The organism is Zhenhengia yiwuensis (genome assembly GCF_014384995.1).
GTDB lineage: Bacteria > Bacillota > Clostridia > Lachnospirales > Cellulosilyticaceae > Zhenhengia > Zhenhengia yiwuensis.
On record NZ_JACRSY010000112.1, the window covers coordinates 1 to 1,140 of the forward strand.

The following is a 1,140-nucleotide window of genomic DNA, read 5'->3' on the forward strand; positions in this document are numbered from 1 at the left end:
GAGAATGCACCCCGTTTAGTAGACACATAATAAAAAAGATGTGTTCAACTAAATGGAGGTGCATTTCTTATGCCTAAAAAAGGTCAGAAATTCCAAAGATATGATAGAGACTTAGTGCTCTCTATAGTGCAAGAAAAACTACAAGGGGATAGCTCTTACACACAACTTAGTAAAAAATACAACATTCCTGAAGGAACAATTAGTGTTTGGGTTCACAAATACACTACAAAGGCGTGGGATTGTAGTGATCGTCGTGGTAAGAAAGATGATTGTGATATAGATTATAAAGTGAGGTATGAGATTGTAAAAAAGTTCCTCATCTTCTTACAGCAAAAACACTAGATAAAATTCAGTTTATCCAAAGTATGCGTCATGAATATCCTATTAAGCTATTGTGCGAAGTATTGAATATAAGCCGTGCTACATTTTATAAATATAGAAATTCTAAAACACAGGATTTTGAAGAATACCTTACAATTAAAGCAATCTTTGAAGAAGATGGCTGTATGTATGGATATCGTAGGCTTAAGAAAGCTATTTTACAACGAACTGGATGGATTATTAATCATAAAAAACTCTTAAGAATCATGAGAAAATATGGATTAGAAATACGCTATAAGAAGGTTTATAAACGTAATTATATGAAAAAATTTATTGCTGACAATGTCCGACCAAACTTACTGAATGGAGATTTCAAGGCTGAACAAAATAATGAAAAGTGGGTAACGGATATCACATATCTAGCATATGAGGGGCGTTACGCCTATCTTTCAACTATTATTAACTTGCATTCACGTGATATAGTGGCAGCCGTTATCAGTAATAGAAATGATTTGAAACTTGTAAAGGATACCTTAGAAATGGCTTTATCAAAGGAAAAAGATGTGCATGGAGTCATTCTTCATTCAGACCAAGGATTCCAATACACATCTTATGAATACCGTGCTATATGTGAAGCCAACGGTATTACTATTTCCATGAGCCGAAAAGGTACCCCTTCTGACAATGCTCCTATAGAGAGTTTTCATAGTTCTCTAAAACGTGAAACACTCTATAGCTATAATATAGCCAATCTAAAGGAATATATATCATTAGTTGAGAAGTGGTTAGAAAAATATAATAATGTTCGTTTAAGACTAA

General features: G+C 33.2%; 2 protein-coding genes. Both read left to right on the plus strand.

The window, feature by feature from the left end; translation table 11 throughout:
* Positions 1-69: 69 nt before the first annotated feature.
* Positions 70-342: a transposase gene (locus H8718_RS20255; RefSeq protein WP_249334864.1), complete on the plus strand. Its 273-nt coding sequence runs from the start codon at positions 70-72 to the stop codon at positions 340-342.
* Between the two features lie 23 nt (positions 343-365).
* Positions 366-1,140, plus strand: a 775-nt coding sequence (locus H8718_RS20260; protein WP_249334865.1) for an IS3 family transposase, incomplete at its 3' end; no start/stop codon positions are given.

Bases quoted from the DNA above. Each gene is read 5' to 3' on its own strand.
- H8718_RS20255 (WP_249334864.1), top strand. From the start codon at position 70: ATGCCTAAAAAAGGTCAGAAATTCCAAAGATATGATAGAGACTTAGTG.